The sequence below is a fragment of the Pseudomonas syringae pv. cilantro genome (assembly GCF_001293775.1).
Classification (GTDB): domain Bacteria; phylum Pseudomonadota; class Gammaproteobacteria; order Pseudomonadales; family Pseudomonadaceae; genus Aquipseudomonas; species Aquipseudomonas syringae_P.
In genome coordinates, this window is the sequence record NZ_LGLN01000048.1 from 1 (window position 1) to 513 (window position 513).

Consider the following 513-nt stretch of genomic DNA (forward strand, 5'->3'; position numbering starts at 1 on the left):
TCACGTCTGGATGCTGATCAACCCATGCTTTGAGCTGTGGGAAATAATCCTTGCAGTACGGGCATTCCAGATCTGCATACTCGACGATGGTGAATCTGGCACTGCTGCTCCCATAAACCCACGCGCCATTATGCTTCGTCTGTTTGGATGTCTGGCTGACGCTGTCGGCGGTGTTGAGCTTTTGCATGCCCTGCCTGACATCTGGCAGGCATTCAAAAGCCAGGATTGCCAAGGCGACCGCACCGATGCCGTACAGCATCTGGCGACGTGTGGCGCGCATCATGCGGAGGCCTCTTTATCGAGGAATTGTTTGGCCAGCAACTCCTGATCCAGCAACGTCAGAAGAGCCTTCTGCGCGCTTTCAGGCTGTGGGTGATGCTCAAGCCACTGGTCCAGCGCTTTGTGCAGTTGGGACTGGATCTCTCGACGATCAACCGCTACATGTTTCACGACTTCCAGGTGCTCGATCAGCACTGGCGCGCAGATCTTCAAGGCCAGCAGAGCATCTTCCTG

2 protein-coding genes are annotated in these 513 nt (G+C 55.6%); both read right to left on the bottom strand.

Annotated elements, in window-relative coordinates; genetic code table 11:
* On the bottom strand, positions 1-283 hold a 283-nt coding region (locus tag ABJ99_RS13595; protein ID WP_154864420.1), incomplete at its 3' end, for a DsbA family protein.
* The coding region (locus tag ABJ99_RS13600) for a hypothetical protein (RefSeq protein ID WP_054086286.1) at positions 280-513 on the bottom strand (234 nt) is incomplete at its 5' end. The genes ABJ99_RS13595 and ABJ99_RS13600, both read right to left, overlap by 4 nt.